This window comes from Variovorax paradoxus (genome assembly GCF_902712855.1).
Lineage (GTDB): Bacteria > Pseudomonadota > Gammaproteobacteria > Burkholderiales > Burkholderiaceae_C > Variovorax > Variovorax paradoxus_Q.
The window spans coordinates 1154218-1174925 of sequence record NZ_LR743507.1 but is presented as its reverse complement, the minus strand read 5'-3'; the positions used below and the strand labels follow the sequence as shown (position 1 = coordinate 1174925).

Below are 20708 nucleotides of genomic sequence, written 5' to 3'. Positions count from 1 at the left end.
TCATGCGCCGCGTCCCGATGCGGCGCGGCGGGCGAGCCACGCGGCAGCGGCCGGTGCCAGCGCGAAGCTCGCGAACAGCCATGCGGCGGCCGACTGCGCGCCGGCCGGGCCGCCCGGCGTCGTGAGCCCGGCCGCATTCGCCACCAGCCCCGCCACCGCCGCGCCCACGGCCATGCCGTAGAGCTGCACGGTGGTGATCGACGCGGAGGCCAGCCCCTCCTCGCCCTTCGGCGCAAGCGCCATCACGCGCGTCAGCAGGTGCGGCCATCCGATGCCCACGCCGAGGCCCACGGCGGCCAGCGCGACGGCGACCATCAGGGTCTCGGCGGCGTCGCCGAGCACGCCCGGCGACGGCAGCAGCCAGGCCAGCAGCGCGAGCCCCAGCGTGCAGATCACCGGGCCTGCGCGCAGCATGCGGTCGGCGCCGGCGCCGCTGCGTCCCGACGACAGCAGCGACCCCACGCTCCAGCCGCCCGCCATCGCGGCCGTGAGGTAGCCCGCCGCCAGCGGCGAATGGCCGTGCAGCACCTGCAGGAAGTAAGGCACGAAGATCTCGGTGGTGGTGCCGATGAGCAGCAGCGCCACGCTCGCGTAGATGGCCCCCATCGGCGTGCGCATCGAATAGGCGCCGCGCGGCAGCACGCGCACGGTGGCGCGGCTGTCGATGCGCGTGGCGGCGAAGCCGATGGCCAGTCCGAGCATCACGCCGGCCGCCTGCCAGCGCAGGCCGGGCCACAGGCCGCTGGCCGCGATCACCAGCACCGACAACGCGAGCAGGCCGATCTGCACGGCCGGCACGCTGGGCATGACCGCCGGCCGCACATGCGTGACGCCGGCCGAGGGCCGCAGCTGCACAAGCACCAGCAGCGCTTGCGCGGCAGCCACCGGCAGCAGGAACCAGAAGGCCCAGCGCCAGTGCCCGGCCTGCGCGAAGAGGCCGCCCACGGCCGGTCCGCAGAGCGTGGCGACACCCCACATGCCGGACACCAGCGCCACCGCGCGCGGCCAGAGCCGCTGCGCGAACACCAGTTGGATCAGCCCGTAGCTCAGCGCCGCGAGCAGGCCGCCGCCCAGCCCCTGCACCGTGCGGCCCGCGAGCATCCAGGGCATGGACGACGCCACCGCGCAGCCGACGGAGCCGGCGCCGAACACCGCCAGCGCGGCCAGGCAGGCGCCGCGCGGGCCGAGCACCGCGAGCAACCGCACCGACAGCGTGGCGCCGAGGATCGAGCCGACCACGAACAGCGTCGTGCTCCAGGCGTACCAGTCGAGGCCGCCGATCTCGCGCACCACCGACGGCAGCACCGTGGTCACGATGTGCACGTTGACGGCGTGCAGCGCGACACCGCCGGTCAGTGCGAGCGCGCGCCAGCCATTGCGGCCGGTGAAGAGTTCGCTCCACGCAGCAGTGGGCGGAAGGGATTGAAGGGTGGCGGAAGAGGAAGACATGGCAGCACGCACGAAACCGGAGAAGGCCTGGATGCTAGACCTCGATCGTCAATTAAACAAGTTATTGCTTTGATAAATAAAACCATCGCCAGGGGGCGTCGGCCGCAGAATGCGCGACACTCTCGCCCCTGATGCAAGCCGCTTCGTCTTCCACGTCTTCGCCCATGGCCTCCGCTGATTCCGGCACCGCGCTCCGCCCCTCGATGCGCCGCCCCACGCTCGGCTTCCTGCTCTCCCACCCGGCGCACTTCATCGCGCTGGGCTTCGGCTCGGGCCTGCCGCGCGTCGCGCCGGGCACGGTGGGCACGCTGTGGGCGTGGGCCGCGTTCGCGGTGATGCAGCTTTGGTTCACGCCCGCCACCATCGGCTGGATCGTCCTTGCATCGCTGCCGATCGGCTGGTGGGCCTGCACCGTGACCGCGCGCGACATGAACGTCGCAGACCCCGGTGCGGTGGTGTGGGACGAAGTGGTCGCCTTCTGGATCGTGCTCTGGCTGGTCACGCCGGCCGGGCTGCTGGCCCAGGCCATCGCCTTCGGGCTGTTCCGCTACTTCGACGCCGCCAAGCCCGGCCCGGTGGCCTGGGCCGACGGCCTCTTCAAGCAGCACGACGCGGCGCAGGTGCGCTGGTGGCACGCCGGCTTCGGCATCATCCTCGACGACCTGGTGGCCGCCTTCTGCACGCTGCTCGTGATCGCGCTGTGGCGCGCCTGGTGAACACGATGGACACCCTTTCCCCGATGCCCGCGCTCTCCCCCACCTCCCCTGCTGCCCTGGCCGACCTGGGCACACCCGACCTCGTCGTCGCGCTGGCCGCCCTGCTGCAGAAGAAGGGCTGGATGCTGTCCACCGCCGAGAGCTGCACGGGCGGGCTGATCGGCGCAGCCTGCACCGAACTCGCGGGCTCGAGCGTGTGGTTCGAGCGCGGCTTCATCACCTATTCGAACGCGGCCAAGACCGAGCTGCTGGGCGTGGACGCAGCCGTCATCGCGGCCCACGGCGCGGTCAGCGAGCCGGTGGCCCGCGCGATGGCCACCGGCGCCATCGCGCATTCGCCCCCGTCTCGCGTGGCGCTGGCCGTCACCGGCGTGGCCGGCCCGACCGGCGGCACGGCCGAGAAGCCGGTGGGCACGGTGTGGTTCGGCTGGTCGGTCGATGGCGACGTGCGCACCGAGCGCCGCCGCTTCGACGGCGACCGCGCCACGGTGCGCGCGGCCACCGTGCGCCATGCCCTGCAGACGCTGGTCGAACTGCTCGGCCGCTGACCCGCCCCGTTTCTTCACAAGCCCAGAGGCCTCATGACAGCAGCCACCAACGCCCAGACCATCGAGCGCTTCTACAGCGCGTTCGCGAAGCTCGACGCCGCCACCATGGAATCCTGCTACGCACCCGACGCGGTTTTCGACGACGAAGCCTTCTCGCTGCGCGGGCGCCGCGAAGTCGGCGGCATGTGGCGCATGCTGTCGGAAGCGACCAGGGCCAAGGGCGCGGACGTGTGGCGCCTGACCTGGCGCGACGTGAAGGCCGACGGCACCACCGGCAGCGCCCACTGGGACGCGCACTACCGCTTCAGCTCCACCGGCCGCATCGTCGACAACAGCATCGACGCGCGCTTCACCTTCACGCCCGACGGGCTCATTGCGACGCACCGCGACAGCTTTCCTTTCTGGACCTGGTCGCGCCAGGCGCTCGGCACGCCGGGCCTGCTGATGGGCTGGACGCCGATGCTTCGCAAGAAGGTGCGCGCCACCGCGGCAGCCAATCTCGCCAACTACCTTGCACGCCAGCCATGAGCAACCCCGACACCGCCCTCGCCTTTTCCAACAACGAAGCGCAGCACCGCTACGAAGCCGCGCTCGACGGCAAGCTCGCAGCCTATGCCGAGTACAACCTGCTGACCGACGCGATCATGTTCACGCACACCGAGGTGCTGCCCGAGCACGAAGGCAAGGGCGTGGGCTCGGGCATTGCGCGGCACGTGCTCGACGACGCGCGCACAAAGGGCCTGCACGTGATCCCGGTGTGCCAGTTCATCGCCGGCTACATCCGCAAGCACCGCGAGTACGCGGACCTCGTGCGCGCCGACGTGCAGCGCGCCTTCAAGATCTAGAGCTCGCCCCCAGGATCTGCGCACTTCGTGTCGCTGCTCCTTCCCCTACCGGGGGCAACACCTGAGGCCCGGCAGAGCCGGTTCCTCGGTGTTTCCGGACTCGCCCCCAGGATCCGCGCACTTCGTGTCGCTCTCCTTCCCCCTACCGGGGGCAACACCGGAGGCCCGGCGAAGCCGGTTCCTCGGTGTTTCCGGCCTCGCCCCGAGGCTTCGCGTTGCTTCGCCTAGTCGCTATCGGTGGGACGCCGGTGGCCCAACTCAACCGGTTCCTCGGCGTTGCTTGATCGGGCGGCTGCCGTCTTCGGTGCGGGGAGCCAGGCGAAGGCAGCGATGCCCGCCACGAGCAGCACGGCGATGGTGGCCAGCACCGCGGTGAGCGGATCGCTGCCGTGCGCGGAGGCCACGGAGGCGGCCACGCCGGTGCCCCACTGCATGAGCGCGACGCCGAGGAACATGGCCATGGTGAACACCGCCATCGCGCGGCCGGTGAGCGTGGCGGGGTAGGCGCCGCGCACGTCGGCGTATTGCCACACGATGAAGCCCGAGAGCACCCCGATCGCCAGCATGCCGGCGATGTCGAGCCAGGCCGAATGCAGCACAGCGATGAGCGCGAAGAGCGCCGCGTAGCCGAGCGCGCAGATCACGATCCAGCGGCGCCGCGAAGCGCCGTCGCGGTCGAGGCGGCCGAACAGCGGTGCGCCGAACAGCGAGATCACCGACACCGCCAGCGCGACGTTGCCGCTCTGCACCAGCGAGTAGCCGTGCCGTTCCATCATCAGCGGCCCGAGCCACAGGCCGCGCAGCGAGATGAACGCCGCATAGGTGACCGCGCCGAGCACGATGATGCCGAGCGTGTGCGGCATGGCGAACAGCGCGCCGAACTGGCGGATCGCCTCGGGAATCGACTCCCTGACCTGCGGCACGGCCGAAGCGGGCTCGTGCACCCAGCGCCAGATGGCGAGCCACGCCAGCGCCGCGGCCACCGCGAGCACCAGGAAGCCTGCGCGCCATGAATACGCCTGCACCAGCCACGCCAGCGGCGTGCCCGTGACCAGCATGCCCAGCCCGCCGATGGCCAGCACCATGCCCGACACCGTCGCGAAGCGCGCCGCCGGGAAATGCCGCGCGATGAACACCGTGCACACCAGGAAGGCCGGCGCGCAGCCCACGCCGATCAGTGCCTGCCCGGCCACCAGCACGAGGTAGCTCGACGACACCGCCGACAGCAGCGCGCCCGCGATGGCGATCGGAAACGCCACCAGCACCGTGCGGCGCACGCCGTGCAGGTCGATGCCGATGCCCATGAAGAGCTGCATCGCCCCGAACGCAAAGTGAAAAGCCCCCGAGAAGATCCCGAGGGCTTGAGCGGAGAGATGGAAGTCGTTCTGCAGCGGACTCGCCATGATGGCGCCGACCGTGCGGAAGGCCTGGCTGAGGGCGACGCCGGCGCACAGCGCCAGCACCATCACCCAGGCGGAGCGCAGCGTCAGTGGCTGCGCGTCATCGCCTTGCCTTGGGAGCGAGTTCATTCAGGAACGCTGCGGAACCGGCTTTGCCGGGCCGCTGGTGTTGCCCCCGGCAGGGGGAAGGAGAAGCGGACACGAAGTGCCGCGCAGCCTGGGGGCGAGCCAGGAACACCGCGGAACCGGCTTTGCCGGGCCGCAGGTGTTGCCCCCGGTAGGGGGAAGGAGAAGCGACACGAAGTGCGCGCATCCTGGGGGCGAGCCCAGTCAAGCACCGTGGCACTTCTTGTACTTCTTGCCGCTGCCGCAGGGGCACGGGTCGTTGCGGCCGGGCTCGGCCTCCTTGCGGATCGTCTCGACCTTCGGGCCCAGGCTCTTCCAGAGCTGGCGCAGGTCGTACACGGCCCAGATGGCGGCGCCGAAGTCGTCGAGCCGCTGCTGGCTCACGCTGGGTGGCGCGTCGTCGCTGTACATCGACAGCGTGGGCTTGGCCTTGTCGTCCTCGGTGAGCGCAACGATGTTGTCGAGCGCGTCGTCGAGCATCTGGGCGGCTTCCTTGTCGCGGGGCGTGGCCCATTCCTCGGGCCAGTTCTCGACGGCGTACATGAAGCCCAGCGCCCAGACCTGCGCGAACGAGGGAATCTCCTCGCCGGCGACCTCGGCACGCTCTTCTTCCGGCAGGGAAGCGATGGCGCCGCGGGTGTCGAGCACCTCGGGCTGCCAGCTGCGCTCGTCGTCGAGCGTCTCGACCGGGGCGTCGAGGCCTTCCTCGATCTCGCGCCAGCGGCGCTTCCAGTTCCAGACGAACTCCATGTGCTGGGCCGCCGAGAAGCCGTCGCCCAGCAGCACGGGCCAGTATTCGGAAGGCGGAATGGGACGGCGGGTGCAGATCAGCGCGGCCATGAAGCCTTCGCAGAACTCCCATTGGGGAATTTCCTCGTCATGCTCGCGCATGGCGTCCAGGGCCTGGTCGAGGGCGTCGAAATCGTCGGGGCCAAGCGGCTGGTCCTGTGGGGAGGCGCTGGGGCTGCTGTTGGGGAGTCGGGGAGTTCGTCATGGCAAGTTCGGGGCAGCCCTCTATGATGCAGCAGGCTTCGGTCGACACTATTTCTATGCCCACGATTATTCCGTTTCCGGCGCGCTACAGCGCTTTCGCCTTGTGCGTGGCCGGTCTGGTGGCCTGCCTCGCCTTCGTGCTCGTGTCGCCCCATCTGTGGCTGGCCTGGGTGGGCCTGGTGGTGTTCGCGGTACTTTCAGGTACCGGCGTGCACGACCTGCGGCAGGCGCGGCACGCCATCCTGCGCAACTACCCGGTCATCGGCCACCTGCGCTTCCTGCTGGAGTTCATCCGCCCCGAGATGCGGCAGTACTTCATCGAGAGCGACTCCGAGGCCGCGCCCTTCTCGCGCGCGCAACGCTCGCTGGTCTACCAGCGCGCCAAGGGCGACCCCGACAACCGCCCCTTCGGCACCCAGCTGAACGTGACCATCGCGGGTTACGAGTGGATCAACCACTCGATGCAGCCGACGAAGCTCGCCAACCACGATTTCCGCATCGTGATCGGTGGCACGCCGCAGCCGGCCGATGCGAATCCGGCACAGGTGTGTACACAGCCATACAGCGCCAGCGTGTTCAACATCTCGGCGATGAGCTTCGGCGCGCTGTCGGCCAACGCCATCCTCGCGCTCAACCAGGGCGCCAAGATGGGTGGCTTCGCGCACGACACCGGCGAAGGCTCGATCTCGCAGCACCACCGCGTGCACGGCGGCGACCTGATCTGGGAGATCGGCTCAGGCTACTTCGGCTGCCGCAACGACGACGGCAGCTTCAGCCCCGAGCGCTTCACCGCCAACGCGCGCGACCCGCAGGTGAAGATGATCGAGATCAAGCTGAGCCAGGGCGCCAAGCCGGGGCACGGCGGCGTGCTGCCCGCGCCCAAGGTCACGCCCGAGATCGCGGCGGCGCGCGGCGTGCCGGTGGGCGTGGACTGCATCTCGCCCTCGTCGCACAGCGCGTTCTCCACGCCGACCGAGATGATGCACTTCGTCGCGAGGCTGCGCGAGCTCTCGGGCGGCAAGCCGACCGGCTTCAAGTTCTGCCTGGGCCATCCGTGGGAGTGGTTCGGCATCGTCAAGGCGATGCAGGCCACGGGCATCACACCCGACTTCATCGTGGTCGACGGCGCCGAGGGCGGCACCGGCGCGGCGCCGGTCGAATTCAGCGACCATGTGGGCGCGCCGCTGCAGGAAGGCCTGCTGCTGGTGCACAACACGCTGGTGGGCGTCAACCTGCGCCACCGCATCAAGATCGGCTGCGCCGCCAAGGTCATCACCGCCTTCGACGTGGCCCGCATGATGGCGCTGGGCGCCGACTGGTGCAACGCGGCGCGCGGCTTCATGATGGCGCTGGGCTGCATCCAGGCGCAGAGCTGCCACACCGGCCACTGCCCCACCGGCGTGACCACGCAGGACCCGCTGCGCCAGCAGGCGCTGGTGGTGCCCACCAAGGCCGACCGCGTGCGCAACTTCCACCGCAGCACACTGCACGCGCTGCAGGAGCTGGTGCAGGCCGCCGGGCTCGACCATCCACAGCAGATCACCGCGCACCACATCGTGCGCCGCATTTCCGATACCGAGGTGCGCCTGTTGAGCAACCTGGTGATGCAGGTGCAGCCCGGCGCCTTGCTCGGCCCGCTCGACGAGCAGCACAATGTCTTCCGTACCTACTGGCCGCTGGCCAGTGCAGAGAGTTTCCAGCCCGTCACGCAAGGTCCGCAGGGACTGGTGGCGGGCTTCGCATTGGCCGCATGAGCGCAGCGCCGGGCCGCCCCAAGAAAGCTTGTACCGCAGCACGAAGTGCGAAGGTACCGACCTGATGAACCCATTGAGACGAGGCGCCTCCGGGCGCCTGCAATCGCGCAAGGGCGCAGCTTCGGCGCCCGCGCCCCTGGACACGTTGGCGCGCACGCCGGCACCCGGCGACTACGCGGAGTTCCTGCGCACCACGCTGCCGCGCCAGGAGAAGAACGTGGCCAGCCACCGCTTCGGCAGCGAGCGCGTGTGGCTCAAGAAGGCCGGCCCGCGCCACGGCAAGTGGGGCTACCGCGTGATGGCGGCGGTCGCGCGCATGGTGCGGCTGGACATCATCAAGCCCGTGCCCAACCCGGGCGGCGAGGCCGCAATTGCCACCGAGGCGCGCCGGCTGAAGCAGCTGGCCGCCGCGGGCCTGCGCGTGCCCGCCGTGCTGGCGCAGCAGGCCGACGGCCTGCTCATCTCGGACCTTGGCGAAAGCGGCCGTGCCACCGTGGTGCTCCAGGAGCGGCTCGACCAGGCCGCCGCCGCAGGGCCGGCGGCGCTGCTCTCGGTATGGCGCGAAGGGCTTGCGGCCATTGCCGCCGTGCATGTGCGCGGCCAGCACCTGAGCCAGGCCTTCGACCGCAACCTGGTGCAGTGCCCCGACGGCACGATCGGCTACATCGATTTCGAGGACGACCCGGCCGAGGTGATGACGCTGGCCGAATGCCAGGCACGCGACTGGCTCAGCTACCTGCACTCCACGGCCATGATGCTCGAGGCCGCCGCGCCGCAGGCCGCCGGGCAGCACTGGCATGCCGCGCTGGGCGGCGTGAGCGACGAGGTGCGCGACCGCATCGAGAACGCGGCACGGCGCATGAAATGGGCGCAGAAGCTGCCGGCCAGCCGACGCTGGGGGCGCGACACGCAGCGGGTGCGCGCCGTGGCGCGGCTGCTGGGGCGCTGGCACCTGGCGCCGGCCGCCTGAATCCACGCCGGCTTGCGCCTCACTGCTGCCACTTCAGCACGCCCAGCAGGTTGCTGAAGTCGTCCGTCCACAGTGCCGCGCGGGCTGCGGTGTCGGGCGCCATCGGCTCGGCGCGCTCCTGCACCATCGGGTCCGCCATGAAGCGCGCATCTCGCGTCAGCAGCACGTAGTCCGAGGTGTGCTCCAGCGTGGGGTTGCCGCGCTCGGGCTCGAAGCGCACGCGCAGTGCCTGAAGGCCTGCGTCGTCGCCCAAGCGCTTCAGCACGGGCGCCAGGTCCAGGTGCCGGTTGCTGATGTGGAAGGCGATCACGCCGGTGGGCTTCATGTGCCGCAGGTACAGTGCCAGCGCTTCGCGGGTCATCAGGTGCATGGGAATCGCGTCGCCGGAGAACGCATCGACGACCAGCACGTCGAAGCGCTGCGGCCCCTGCGCATCGAGCTCCTGCTGCAGCACCAGCCGCGCATCGCCCGGCACCACCTCGACGTTCGCGGCCGAGTCCGCCAGGAAGGTGAAGTGCGCGCGCGCCGCCGCCGTCACCAGCGGGTTGATCTCGTAGAAGCGCATCGCATCGCCCGCACGGCCATAGGCCGCGAGCGTGCCCACGCCCAGGCCGATCACGCCCACGCGCTGCGGCGCCGCGCGGTTCGCGGCAAGCGCCACGCCGGCGCCCGACTTGGGTCCGTAGTAGGTCGTGGGCAGGCGCCGGTGGATGGCGCCCATCACCTGCTCGCCATGCGAGATCACGCCGTGCATCAGCCGGCGCGACGAAGTGAGCGCGCCCGGAATGCCGAACTGCTCCACGCGCAACGCACCGTAGAAATTGCGCACGCGCAGCGTCGTGCGGTTGTCGGCCTCGAGCACGCTGGAAATCGAGAGCCATGCCACGGCCACGGCCGCGAGCGCGCCGGCCAGGCCCGCGGCGGCGGCCCACGCACGCGCGCGCCACGCGGTGTAGCCGATCGCGAAGCAGGCCATCGCGGTCACCGCCGCGTAGAAGACGTTCAGCGACACCGCGACCGCGTCCATCTTCAGGAAGGCCCCGAAGCCCAGCACCGCCGCGAAGGCGAAGACGAACCACACCCACTGCTGGCGCGCACGCACGAGCCACAGCATGACGAGCCCCGGCACCGCGAGGCTCGCCGGCAGCTCCCAGTAGCCGTTGAAGAAATGCGGCGCGAACACGCCCGCGAAGAGGCCGCCCACCGCGCCGCCGAGCGCCAGCAGCAGGTAGAACCGCGTGAGCCGCGCGGGCCCCGGCCGCGCCCGCGCGAGTTCGCCGTTCGCGAACATGCAGATCGCGAACAGGCCCGCGCAGTAGAGCCCGATGGCTGCGGCAATGGGCAGCGAGCGCTGCGGCGTGGTCAGGTACCAGCCCATCGCCGGCGTGAGCACCAGCACCAGCGGCCAGAAGAGCCAGCGCCGGTACCAGAAGTCGCTGTCGAAGCACAGCACGAAGCTCAGCAGGTACAGCGCGAGCGGCACGATCCACAGCATCGGCACCGAGGCGATGTCCTGCGTGATGAAGGCCGACACCGCGAGCAGCGCGACGGTGCCGAGCGCGGCCAGCACCAGCCACAGTAGCTGGTCGCGCCACGACAGCGGCGGCGCAGGCGATGCCGATGCGGCCTGCGCGGGGGTTTCGGTGCTCACCGGCGCGGGTGCGGCCTTCGCGACCGTCAGCACCGACATGATCGCCAGCACCGCGAACGCGCCGAAGCCCGCCGACCACGCCACGGCCTGCGCATGCAACGCGAACACCGGCTCGAGCACGAACGGGTACACCACGAGCGCCGCCAGCGCCGCGAGGTTCGACAGCGCGAACAGCCGGTAGACCTTTGCCTGCCGCGACTCGGCACCCGCGTGCAGCCGTGCGACCCAGCTCTGCACCAGCGGCCCCGTGGTGCACACCGCGAGGTACGGCAGCCCGACGGTGACCGCCAGCACCGCGAGCACGCCCGCCGCCGGATCGCCCTGGCCGGTCGGCTTCCATGACGCATCCGGAATCACCGGCAGCATCGCGCACGCCGCGAGCAGCAGCAGCGCATGCACCGCGGCCTGCGTGCGCAGCGGCCGGCGCGACAGCCGGTCGGCATAGAAATAGCCGAGCAGCAGCACCACCTGGAAGAACACGAGGCACAGCGTCCACACCGCGGCGGAGCCGCCGAACCACGGCAGGATCTGCCGCGCGATCAGCGGCTGCACCAGGAACAGCAGGAAGGCCGAGACGAAGATCGTGGCCGCGCACAGCGCCAGCGCGCCCGCGCCATTCGCCGCCTTGCGCATCAAGGCGCGGTGCCCGGGTTCGGCACCTTGTCGAGCTGGCCCTTCACCGAACCGTCCCAGATGGCAGGGCAGAAGGAATTGCCGTCGCCGATCTTGTCGGCGGCCGCGTCGATGCCCTTGGCCAGCAGCTGCGAGGCCCACTCGGTGCTGTTGTTTCGCACGAAGGCGAAGATGTTGGTCATGGCGTCCTGCGGCTTCTCGAGCACGTTGATGCCCTCATTGTTGCTCCACGCAGGGTCCCACTGCAGCTCGATGCTGCGGTCGCTCTTCGGGCCGAAGGAATAGAACGGATGCCAGTACATCGGCGACTCCATGCCCACCACGCCGTCGGCCGACAGCGGGATCTTGCCGTTGGCGATGTAGTAGGCGTCGAGCTGGTTCAGGCGGAAGTCGGTGCCCGGTGCGCTGGCGCCGTCGGTCGACAGCAGCTTGAACCATGCCTCGCCCGCGAACTGGTAGCCCTTGAGCGCGGTGAGGATGATCTTGTTGGCCACCGGAATGCCCAGCCGGTAGCCGTAGTGCACGCGCAGGTGCAGCACGCTGGTCTCGCCGAGCGTCTTGTTCGACACGTTGCCGCGCAGCTCCGCGTCGGGCGGCAAGGGATCGCCGATGCCCACGGTGGTGCTCATGGCCTTGGCCTTGAAGTCGTAGGGCAGCGGCTTGCGATAGCGCATGGTGTCGTTGGGGATCTGCATGATCCAGCGGTTCTCGCCGAAGTTCTCGATGAAGCCCCAGTCCACGAAGGTGGTCTGCGTCGGGTTCAGGTACTCGATGCAGGCCGACTCGATCAGGTCGGTGTTGGTGTCGATCCATCCCTTGAACATGCCGCCCACGCTGGCGTCCCTCACGTTCAGCGGCATCATGCCCTTCACCAGCCCCTGCCACACGCTGCCGCGCGTCAGCGCGTTGGTGGTGAGCTCGAGCGCGGCGCTGTTGAGCGTGCTCAGGCCCGGCGTGGTCGAGTTGCCGATGCGGAAGACGAAGGGCAGCGGCATGCCGTTGTTGAGCGAGCCGGCGCGCGCGGCCTCGTGCGCGGCGTATTCCAGCGTAAGGCGCGCGCGGTAGATCAGGCCGAACTGCACCACGCACATCACGAAGAGGATCAGCAGCGGCAGCGCGATCATCGTCTCGGTCATGGAGGCGCCGCGCTGCGCCCGCACCGCAAGGTGCCGCGCCCGTGCCGGACGGTGCCTGTGAAGAATGGAATGCATGGCCTTCGCCTCCTGGATGTTCCTGCGTGTGCTCACCAGCCGGACAGCTGCAACCCCGGGCGCAGCGCCAATCGGCGCGCCTGTCCGGCGGCCAGTTCAAGCACGCTGGCCGCGCCGATGCACATGGCCATGCGCATCGGGCGCAGGCTCTCGACCACGCGCGCGATGCCGCCGTGCCGGTCGAGAAAGACGACATCGATCGGATAGCGCATGCCCACCGTGTGCACCGAGCTGCACCGCATGATCAGCAGGCCTTCGCTGGCATCCAGCCGCGGCCGGCCGAGCAGGCCGCGCGTGCGGTCCCAGCCGCGCTCGGCCACGCGAACGGGCCCGAAAGGCTGGGCCTGGGAAGAGCGGAGGGAGACGATGCGCATGGACGGTTTCAGCGGTTCTGGGTTTCGAGGAACTGCATCACCAGCGGGAAGAAGATGATGATGAAGGTCACCGGGAAGATGAAGATCACCAGCGGCCCGATCATCTTCACGGGTGCCTCCATGGCGAGCTTCTCGGCCATCTGGAAGCGCTCGGTGCGGCGCTGGTCCGAGATGGCGGACAGCGTGTCGGCCAGGCTCGCGCCGAGCGACTCGGCCTGCGTGAGGTTCGACACGAGGCTCTTGATGTGCTTGTTGTCGAGGCGGTCGGCCAGCGCGTTGAGAGCGTCCATGCGGCTCGCGCCGGTGCGCATCTCGCGCATCATGCGGTCGAACTCCTGGCCCAGCGCGCCGCCCGGCCCCTTCTGCACCGCCTGCGCGATCGCGCCGGTGAGGCTCAGGCCGGCCTGGCAGCACAGCGTGATCATGTCGAGGTAGCCCGGCAGCGTGCGCAGGATGTCCTTCTCGCGGCGCTTGCGCCGGTCGCGCATCCACATCACCGGGTACAGCCACCCCGCCACGCACGACGCAAGCGTGACCCACACCTTGGTAGCCGCCATCGCATCGAGCAGGCCGGCGGTCCACAGGCCGAGCGCGGCCACGACGATCAGCGACACCACCTGCACCGCGATGAATTCCTCGGCCTTCAGCACGAACTCCAGTCCTGCCAGCTGCAGCTGCCGCTTGCGCTTGACCAGCATCGAGGTCGGCGCGATCTCCGACACGTGGAACTGCAGGATGTTCACCACCGGCCACACCAGCCGCAGCATGCGTGGCAGCGGGTCCATGTGCGTGCGCTCCGAAGGCCTCGCCTTGCGGATCAGCGAGATCATGTAGAGCAGCAGGATCACGCCCGTGGTCGCGCACAGGAAGATGATGGCCAGGAGGATCAGCGAGCGCATGGCTGTCTCAGATGTCGATGGCGACGATCTTGCGGATCATCGCGTAGCCCAGCAGCAGCATGATGGCGATCACGGTCAGCACGATCCAGCCGATCGTCGTGGAAAACAGGAGGCCCATGGTCGGCTGCATTAGGTACAGCACGCCCATCAGCAGCAGCGGAAAGAGCGTCATCACCAGCCCCTGGATGCGCCCCTGGGCAGTGAGCGCCTTGATGCGGCCCTCGAGGATGGCCTTGCGGCGCAGCGTCTCGGCCAGCACCTGCAGCGGCTCCGACAGGTTGCCGCCGACTTCCTTGGACACGCGCAGCGCCACCACCACCAGCACGAAGTCGGGAATGCCCAGCCGCTGCGACATCTTCTGGATGGCGTCGTCGAAGCTCACGCCCAGGCGTTGTTCCTTGAGCACAAGGCCGAATTCCTGGCCCAGCGGCCCGACCTGGTCGCGCACCAGCACCTGGATGGCGACCGACAGCGCGCTGCCGGCGCGCAGCGCGCTCGCGATGAAGAGCAGCGCATCGGGCAGCTCGGATTCGATCTGCTGCCGGCGCTTCTTGCGCTGCCACGCGAACCAGCGCGCGGGCAGCAGGTAGAGCACCACCGCGGCCACCACGCCGCCGATCAGGTTGCCGGAGATGAGCCAGCCGATGCCGCCGCACAGCGCCACCAGGAACGCATGGCCCGATGCGAACGCCACCGCATGCTGCGCCTGGAACTCCGAGAGGTTCAGCGTGCGGCGTCCGCTCGCCTGCAGCTTCGCCATCACCTTGCCGACCAGCTCCGGCGAGCGCTGCAGCAGCAGGTAGCCGCACAGCGTGATGAAGCCCATGCCGCAGAGCACGGAAGCCAGCAGGATCATGCCCTTCATGGCACGGTCTCCCCGAAGAGGTATTCGAGGTCGAGCTTCAGGCCGTGCTCCTGCAGGCGCGTGAAGAATTCGGGCACGGTGCCTGCCGCGGTGAAGTGGCCCACGGTCTTGAACGAGTCGTCCACGCCGGTCTTGCGGAAGGCGTACACGTCCTGCATCTGGATCATGCCGTCGGCGAAGCCGGTGATCTCGGTGATCTGCGTGACCTTGCGGCTGCCGCACGGAAAGCGCGTGAGCTGCACGATCAGGTCGACCGCCGAGGCGATCTGCTCGCGGATCGCCGCCACCGGGATGTTCATGCCCGCCATGGTCACCAGCACCTCGAGCCGCGACATCGCGTCGCGCGGCGAGTTGCTGTGCAGCGTGGTCAGCGAGCCGTCGTGGCCGGTGTTCATGGCCTGCAGCATGTCCAGCGCCTCGCCGCCGCGGCACTCGCCCACCACGATGCGGTCGGGCCGCATCCGCAGCGAGTTGCGCACCAGGTCGCGGATGGCGATGGCGCCCTTGCCCTCGATGTTGGCCGGACGCGATTCCAGCGACACCAGGTTGGGCTGGCCCAGCGAGAGCTCGGCAGCATCCTCGATGGTCACGATGCGCTCGTTCGGCGGAATGAAGTTCGACACCATGTTCAGCAACGTCGTCTTGCCGGTGCCGGTGCCGCCCGAGACGATGATGTTGAGCTTCTCCTCCACCGCGATGCGCATGAAGTCCACCATCTGCGCGGTGATCGAGCCGGTGCGGATCATCCCCTCGTGGCCCATGCGGTTCTTCGGGAACTTCCGGATCGTGACGCTGGGCCCGCGCAGCGCGAGCGGCGGAATGATCGCGTTCACGCGCGAGCCGTCCTTCAGGCGCGCGTCCACCATCGGCGAGCTCTCGTCGATGCGCCGGCCCAGAGGCGTCACGATGCGCTCGATGGCGCCGAGCACCGCGATGTTGCTGGTGAAGGCGACGTTGGTGCGCTCCAGCCGGCCCGCGCGCTCGATCCAGATCTCGTCGAAGCGGTTGACCATCACTTCGGTCACGCTCTCGTCCTTCAGCAGCACCTCGAGCGGGCCCAGGCCGATGGCTTCGTCCAGCAGCTGCTGGCTCAGCAGCGCGCGGTCGAGCTCGGCCGGCAGCTCGCGCGTATCGCGGATGATCTCTGCGATGAGCGCGCGGATGTTGGAGCGCAGCTCCTCGTCCTTCATGTTCGCGGTGTCGATGCGCCGGTTGTCCAGCTGCTGCAGCAGCGTGCGGTGCAGCGAACGGCGCCATTGCAGCAGCGGGTCCTCGATGGCGAGCGAGGTCTCGGCCATCTGCGCCGCCTCGGCCGCGTCCTGCGGCTCGGCGCCCGCGGGCCTGAGCGCGGTGTCGAGCGACACCACCAGCGTGTGGCCGCCGATGATGATCTCCTCGCCGCCCTTCATCGGTCCGAAGCGCGTGACGCGGTTGCCGTCGACCCAGGTGCCGAACAGGCTGCCCAGGTCCTGCACGAACACCTCCTCATCGTGCAGCACGAACTGGGCGTGCAGCTTCGCGACGTTCCATCCCGACAGCACGATGTGGTTGCCGCTGTCCTTGCCGACCTGGAGTTCCGCGACGTCGATCGGGACCTCGCGCACGGCCTGCTGCGGGGAATTGACGAAGACCTTGTGCATGGCGGCGTTGCCTCAGGGAGCGACGGGCTGGCCGGGCGTGCCCGCGGGGATGCCGCCGATGTCGGCGGCAGGCGCCGGCGGGCGCGTGCCGTCGGGGTCGGACTTGTCCTCGGTCAGCGTGCCGAAGTTGCGGCCGACGTCCTGCTCGATCTGGCGCGCACGCTCGATGCGCGGCTGGCTGTAGGCCGGGTCGACCACGCGCGGCGTGATGAACACCACCACTTCCTGCTCCTTGTCGGTGTCGTTGTCGGCACGGAAGGCGCGCCCGATGATCGGCGTCTTGCGCAGGCCCGGCACGCCGTCGCTGGCGCGCGTGGACTCGCGGCTCAGCAGGCCCGACAGCACGATGGTCTCGCCGGCCTTCACGTTGAACTCGGTGTCGGTGCGGCGGATCAGCAGGCCCGGAATGCCCTGCACCGCCACGCTGCGGTCGATGCTGCTGACCTCGGTGAGGATGCTGCCCGAGATGTTGCCCTCGCCGTCCGCGATGGGCTTGATGTTCAGCCGCACGCCGTAGGGCTTGAACTCGACCGAGCCCGCGCCCTGCGTGCTGAGCGCGGGAAGCGGGATCTCGCCGCCGGCGAGGAACTTGGCCTCGCCGCCGCTGCGCGTGGAGAGGTTGGGCGAGGCGAGCAGGAAGGCGTTGCCGCGCTGCACCAGCAGGTTGATCTGCGAACCCAGCGTGAGGCCGATGCCCAGGTAGGCCTGCGGTGTGCGCCGGTTCTGGCTCAGCAGCGCCGCGCCCTGCGGCGTGGAGGTGTTGAACGGCGAGCCCTCGGGCAGGACGCGGTAGTTGCCGCTGGAGGCGATGTCCGAGAACAGGCCGAAGTTGAAGCCGTCGCCCGAGCTCTGCCAGCGCACGCCCAGGTCGTCGAGCGCGGTCTTGCTGAACTCGACGATGCGCACCTGGATGTCCACCATGCGGTCCACGCGGATGCGGTCGGCCGTGGCCAGCGACACCACCGCGGGCGCATAGAGCTGGGCCACCGTGTTCAGGCGCTCGACCGCGGCGGGGTCGAGGTTGTTGCCGTCCATGATGATGCGCTCGCCGATGCGGCGGATGTTCACGCCCGAGATGCCGTGCGTGATCTCGCGCAGCTCGTCGGCGATGCGGTCGAGGTCGACCACGTTCACGCGCACCTTGAGCTTGCGCACGGTGCCGTTCTTGTCCCAGACGTGCAGCGTGCTGTCGCCGGCGTCCTGCGCGGTGATGAGCATGTTGGCGCCGTCGAGCACGCGCGCCTCCAGCACCTTGCCGCTGCCGATCGCCACGCGAGCCACGCCCGGCATCTTGACCAGCACCATCTGGCCGACATAGAGCGTGAGCGTGTCGGGCAGCCGTTGCAGCACGGTGGCGCGCGCGGCGATGCGCTGCAGTTCACCTTCGGTGATGGATGCCTGCGGCGCGGGCTGCGCCGGTGTGCGGATGCCGGGCGACGCCTCGGGTGCGCGGGACACCGGCATGTTGGCAGGCGGCGACGGGAACGACGGCGCGGCCGAGGACCGCGACGGCAGCGCCGAAGCACCGGCGGGGCCGACCGTGCCGGAGGGCACCGGCGAGGCCGCCGCGCCCGGGTACGGGCCCTGCGCCTGGGCCTGGAGAACAAGACACAGCGCCGTCGCTGCCAAGGTGCATCGCTTGAGATTCATCGAACTTTTCTGGAGATCAGGAAAACGCACGCGCCTGTCGGGGCGGGAAGACTTCAGCGCACCGGCAGTTCCGCCGGCGGCAGCGAGGCGCCCAGGCCCGCACCGCCGGCCCGGCTCTGGTTGCCGGCGCCGCCGACGATGTATTCGACGCCGGGCCGCGAAGGCGCGGTGGACACCGCCATCGGGCGCGCGCGCTGCGGCCTGAAGCCGCTCACGATGGCGTCGAGGTCGACCGCGTCGACCCCGCTGGTCATGGTGGCTCGGTCGTCCGGATTGCGCAGCGTGGCGATGATCTTTCCGAGGCGCTGCGCCAGGATGAGCTTCTGCGCGTCCTGCGGCTGGATCGCCACGGTGACGGTGGAGTAGCGCTGCTGCGCGTACGGATCGGTGTCGGCCGAGACGTCGGAGCGCTTCCTCATGGCGGCGAACTGCTCCGCGGTGATCTGGCCGGTGGCGCGCACCTCGACGTCCTGCAGCAGCGGGATCACCACCGACGGGTCGTTGGCCGCGTTCTTGTCGACCATGTACATGAAGTCGATGCGGTCGCCCGCGCGCAGCATGCCCGAGATGGAGCTGATCTCGTCCACCGGGATGGTGATGGCGCGCACGCCCTGCTCGATCTCCTGCGCGAACACCTTGCGCGGCGCCGAGAAGAACGAGGCCAGCAGCGGCTTGCCGGCGGCCACCGGCACGGAGAGCTGCCGGCCCGCGAACTGCGAGAAGGTCTCGGGCGTGAGCGCGTCGTTGTGCACGTACTCGTTGGGCACCGAGCGCTTGGCCACCATGCCGGGCAGCACGGTGGCGCCGTCGGCGATGTTCTGGCGCGCGACCACCACGTCGCGGCGCTGGCTGTCGGCGTCCTTCTCGAGGCTGGCGGCGATCTCGCGCTCGCTGGCCCTCAGGTAGTACCAGCCGAGGCCGGCGGCCAGCAGGCCGAGCATCAGGGCACCGATCAGGGGGGACAGCCGTTTGACGCTTTGCTTGAACTTGAGAAGTCCCGGAGATGATTTCATGCCACGCTACAGAGGATAGGAAAGGGTGTACGAGTAGGTCGACCACGCATCGCGGAAGGCCTTGATGAGCAGCTCGATCACGGAGCGGTCGGCGCCCGGGAAGGTGGCGAACAGCATCACCGCGAGGATGCCGGCGACGATCACGTATTCGGCGATGACCTGGCCGTGCTGGGCCCGGCGGGAAGAAGCACGTTGCAGGCGGCGGTGGCGTGGACGCATGGCGGTCGCTCTCATTCCGGCGTGGTCTGGCTGGCGACGATGAAGTAGCCGTCGTCGCGCCTCGAGATGGTCACGACCATCTCCTCGCTGTTGCGGCGGAACACGAGCGCCGAGCGCGTGCCGCCCTCGATAGTGCGGTCCTGCAGCAGGGTCCAGCCCAGGCGGATCATCTGTTCGCGCAGGTAGAGCGCGTTGGTCTCCACGCTCACGCCGTTGGTGACCACGATCGTGCGGTTGCGCTGGCCCTCGTCGAAGGAGAGCGTGTCCGAGACCACCTGCGAGCCGGGCGGGCGCGGAAAGCCCTTGCCGATGCGCTCGGCGCGCTCCTGCATGCGCTGCTCGCTCTGCGGCTCGTCGTAGACCAGCGCCGCCACCAGCCTGCCGGCGGTGCCCTCGGGCCGTGCGCGCAGCTGCACAGTGACCTGGTACTTGCCGAATCGCGCGCCGAGCACGCGCATCGGGCCGACGGTGTTCACGCCATAGCCGGCCTTGTCGGCCAGCCATTTCTCGTAGTAGCGCGACACGGCCTCCATGGACTCCGTGGACTCGATGCCGCGGATCTGCATGGGAATGGTGTTCTGCTCGATGTACTCGGCGATCCAGAAGGTCTTCGCGCCCGAGGGAGACGGAATCGCCGGCCAGTCGAGCTGGGGCGGTGCCGCAGCGGCCGCAAGGGGCACGAGCGGCGCGCCGCACAGGCACAGCCAGGCGGCGAGCATCCATCGCAGGAACGGCGCGGGCACGGTCATCAGGGCAGCGTGTTGACCACGGGGGTCGGCGGGAAGGCGCGGTAGTAGCGGAAGTGGTCCTTGACGCTGCCGCCGTTCGCCTCGCCGTCGCCGCCGGTCTCGCCGGTGGCTCCGGGCGGGATGCGCTCGAAGCGGTCCAGCGGCGTCTTCTCGAGGGCATCGCCCGGCGTGAAGCCCATGGTGAGGTTGTTCATGTCGAAGGCCGGAAAGATCTGCTTGATCTGGTAGGCCGTCTGGTGCATGCCGCCGCGCAGCTGCTGGTAGAAGGCGCCGTCGAGCAGCTTCAGCGGCACGAGGCCCTGGATCTTCGATTCCTCGCGGTTCGTGCCGCCGGCGTTCCACGCTTCGGTGAGCATGGTCATCTGCTCGCTCATGTCCAGCGCAGGCACCAGCGTGAACTTGGTGTTGGTCTGGCTCACCTTCACCTCGTGGCGCAGGTAGCCGCTGCTCACCATCTGGAACTTGCCCAGCGGCCCGGTGATCGCGTTGGAACCCAGCGCGGCCTGCGCCACCCGGATGCCGTCGAACACCACGTCGCTGGCATTGAGCAGCGACGGCATGGGCGCGGCCGTGCTCGACGCGGTGACCGCCGTGGTGCGCGGATCGATCGCCGGCACCGTCGGCTCGAACTCCGCGATGTCGGCGGCGTGGATCGAGATGCCGGGCTCGGTGCGGTCGCGGAAGATGTGGCGGCGCAGGTCGCGCGTGACTTCCGCATCGGTCTTCTTGATGGCGCCCGACGCACCCTTGGCTTCCGTGTCGTCGATGCCGTGGCTTTCGGGCATCCACACGGTGCGCTGCCAGGCGACGAGCCTGGCGGCGGCCACGGTCTGCATGCGCTTGGTGCCGTATTCGGCAATGGCCGGGATCGCCGCCAGCGTGATGGCCGCGAAGCTCGCGATGAGCAGGGTCTCGACCATCGCATGGCCGCCAGCGGCGGCACGCCCGCGAGGCAGGCGTGCGGAAAGGCGTCGGTGCGGGCGTGTCATGCGCGGGGCTTTCC

General features: G+C 69.5%; 19 protein-coding genes and 1 pseudogene. 6 read left to right on the top strand and 14 right to left on the bottom strand.

Going from position 1 to position 20708, the window contains the following annotated elements; all coding sequences use genetic code 11:
- Window positions 1-1449, bottom strand: coding sequence for an MFS transporter (locus AACL56_RS05435; protein ID WP_339088805.1), 1449 nt, complete (start codon window positions 1447-1449; stop codon window positions 1-3).
- A gap of 203 nt (window positions 1450-1652) precedes the next feature.
- Here AACL56_RS05435 and AACL56_RS05430 point away from each other — a divergent pair, with 203 nt between their 5' ends.
- From AACL56_RS05430 to AACL56_RS05415, 4 genes are read left to right on the top strand one after another with little or no spacing between them, the layout of a single operon-like run.
- Window positions 1653-2165 (top strand): phosphatidylglycerophosphatase A, encoded by a 513-nt coding sequence (locus AACL56_RS05430; RefSeq protein ID WP_339088804.1) that lies wholly within the window; start codon window positions 1653-1655, stop codon window positions 2163-2165.
- A 5-nt stretch (window positions 2166-2170) separates the two neighbouring features.
- Window positions 2171-2713: a CinA family protein gene (locus tag AACL56_RS05425; RefSeq protein ID WP_339088803.1), complete on the top strand. Its 543-nt coding sequence runs from the start codon at window positions 2171-2173 to the stop codon at window positions 2711-2713.
- 33 nt (window positions 2714-2746) lie between these two features.
- Complete coding sequence (locus tag AACL56_RS05420; RefSeq protein ID WP_339088802.1) at window positions 2747-3241, top strand: nuclear transport factor 2 family protein; 495 nt, start codon at window positions 2747-2749, stop codon at window positions 3239-3241.
- The gene (locus AACL56_RS05415) at window positions 3238-3558 is read left to right on the top strand and encodes a GNAT family N-acetyltransferase (protein ID WP_339088801.1); all 321 of its coding nucleotides are present in this window, start codon (window positions 3238-3240) and stop codon (window positions 3556-3558) included. Before AACL56_RS05420 ends, AACL56_RS05415 begins: the two co-directional genes overlap by 4 nt.
- Before the next feature lie 224 nt (window positions 3559-3782).
- Here the strand turns inward: AACL56_RS05415 and AACL56_RS05410 are convergent, their stop codons facing one another.
- Window positions 3783-5024 (bottom strand): MFS transporter, encoded by a 1242-nt coding sequence (locus tag AACL56_RS05410; protein ID WP_339092803.1) that lies wholly within the window; start codon window positions 5022-5024, stop codon window positions 3783-3785.
- A 264-nt stretch (window positions 5025-5288) separates the two neighbouring features.
- A pseudogene (locus AACL56_RS05405) lies at window positions 5289-6023 on the bottom strand (UPF0149 family protein); the annotation flags it as partial.
- A gap of 110 nt (window positions 6024-6133) precedes the next feature.
- Between AACL56_RS05405 and AACL56_RS05400 the strand changes: the two are divergent.
- Both AACL56_RS05400 and AACL56_RS05395 read left to right on the top strand, forming a co-directional pair.
- Window positions 6134-7831: an FMN-binding glutamate synthase family protein gene (locus AACL56_RS05400; protein WP_339088800.1), complete on the top strand. Its 1698-nt coding sequence runs from the start codon at window positions 6134-6136 to the stop codon at window positions 7829-7831.
- A gap of 64 nt (window positions 7832-7895) precedes the next feature.
- The gene (locus tag AACL56_RS05395) at window positions 7896-8801 is read left to right on the top strand and encodes a hypothetical protein (protein WP_339088799.1); all 906 of its coding nucleotides are present in this window, start codon (window positions 7896-7898) and stop codon (window positions 8799-8801) included.
- Between the two features lie 19 nt (window positions 8802-8820).
- On the opposite strand, the gene AACL56_RS05390 is transcribed toward AACL56_RS05395, so the two are convergent.
- Genes AACL56_RS05390 through AACL56_RS05340 form a run of 11 tightly spaced genes read right to left on the bottom strand, consistent with a single transcriptional unit; the run spans window position 8821 to window position 20694 of the window.
- The gene (locus AACL56_RS05390) at window positions 8821-11085 is read right to left on the bottom strand and encodes a spermidine synthase (protein WP_339092802.1); all 2265 of its coding nucleotides are present in this window, start codon (window positions 11083-11085) and stop codon (window positions 8821-8823) included.
- Entirely contained in the window at window positions 11085-12296 is a 1212-nt protein-coding gene (locus AACL56_RS05385; RefSeq protein WP_339088798.1) for a TadE/TadG family type IV pilus assembly protein, read from the bottom strand. The genes AACL56_RS05390 and AACL56_RS05385 overlap by 1 nt, the downstream gene beginning before the upstream one ends.
- Before the next feature lie 32 nt (window positions 12297-12328).
- Window positions 12329-12670, bottom strand: a complete 342-nt coding sequence (locus AACL56_RS05380) for a DUF192 domain-containing protein (protein ID WP_339088797.1) — start codon at window positions 12668-12670, stop codon at window positions 12329-12331.
- A gap of 8 nt (window positions 12671-12678) precedes the next feature.
- On the bottom strand, window positions 12679-13569 hold the full coding sequence (locus AACL56_RS05375) for a type II secretion system F family protein (protein ID WP_339088796.1): 891 nt from the start codon (window positions 13567-13569) through the stop codon (window positions 12679-12681).
- A 7-nt stretch (window positions 13570-13576) separates the two neighbouring features.
- Window positions 13577-14434: a type II secretion system F family protein gene (locus AACL56_RS05370; RefSeq protein WP_339088795.1), complete on the bottom strand. Its 858-nt coding sequence runs from the start codon at window positions 14432-14434 to the stop codon at window positions 13577-13579.
- Entirely contained in the window at window positions 14431-16074 is a 1644-nt protein-coding gene (locus AACL56_RS05365) for an ATPase, T2SS/T4P/T4SS family (RefSeq protein WP_339088794.1), read from the bottom strand. Before AACL56_RS05365 ends, AACL56_RS05370 begins: the two co-directional genes overlap by 4 nt.
- A gap of 12 nt (window positions 16075-16086) precedes the next feature.
- Entirely contained in the window at window positions 16087-17724 is a 1638-nt protein-coding gene (locus AACL56_RS05360) for a type II and III secretion system protein family protein (protein WP_339088793.1), read from the bottom strand.
- A 53-nt stretch (window positions 17725-17777) separates the two neighbouring features.
- Entirely contained in the window at window positions 17778-18737 is a 960-nt protein-coding gene (gene cpaB, locus AACL56_RS05355; RefSeq protein ID WP_339088792.1) for a Flp pilus assembly protein CpaB, read from the bottom strand.
- Between the two features lie 6 nt (window positions 18738-18743).
- Complete coding sequence (locus AACL56_RS05350; RefSeq protein WP_339088791.1) at window positions 18744-18956, bottom strand: hypothetical protein; 213 nt, start codon at window positions 18954-18956, stop codon at window positions 18744-18746.
- An 11-nt stretch (window positions 18957-18967) separates the two neighbouring features.
- Complete coding sequence (locus tag AACL56_RS05345; RefSeq protein WP_339088790.1) at window positions 18968-19705, bottom strand: hypothetical protein; 738 nt, start codon at window positions 19703-19705, stop codon at window positions 18968-18970.
- Complete coding sequence (locus AACL56_RS05340; protein ID WP_339088789.1) at window positions 19705-20694, bottom strand: hypothetical protein; 990 nt, start codon at window positions 20692-20694, stop codon at window positions 19705-19707. The genes AACL56_RS05345 and AACL56_RS05340 overlap by 1 nt, the downstream gene beginning before the upstream one ends.
- Between the last annotated feature and the right edge of the window lie 14 nt (window positions 20695-20708).